At 64.6% G+C, this 356-nt stretch carries 1 protein-coding gene; it reads right to left on the bottom strand.

What is annotated here, in order from left to right:
* The coding region (locus tag CBX98_RS25670; protein WP_197710256.1) for a hypothetical protein at positions 1-356 on the bottom strand (356 nt) is incomplete at both ends.

Here is a 356-nt window from a genome sequence, read left to right as displayed (position 1 = left end):
TCACGTTGATGCCTCCGACCACCATCAACAGCCCGAACGGCAGGATCAGCGGCAGATAAGGGATGGTCGCCGGCAGGCCATCGATGAAGCCCATCGTGGGTAACGGGAAACCCAGGCGCCACTGCCACGCGCCGGGCGCGTGATATCCGCTGCCGAGAAAGCCGGAGGGACCAAGAACGTAATAAAGCACCACGCCGACGATGAACGCACCGAGTACTCCAGGCAGCCCGAACGGAAGGCGACGCTTCGCCACGAGCGCGTAAAGCACGACGCCCAAGCCCGCAAAGCCCACCACCTGCACGCGCAGTATCTCCACCAGCGGCAGGAAGCCCATCAGCACCAGGGCGATGCCGGCG

Origin of the sequence: Vibrio sp. T9, assembly GCF_003123985.1 — a bacterium.
In the GTDB taxonomy this organism is placed as follows: domain Bacteria; phylum Pseudomonadota; class Gammaproteobacteria; order Enterobacterales; family Vibrionaceae; genus Vibrio; species Vibrio diabolicus.
This window is presented reverse-complemented; position numbering and strand designations above follow the sequence as displayed.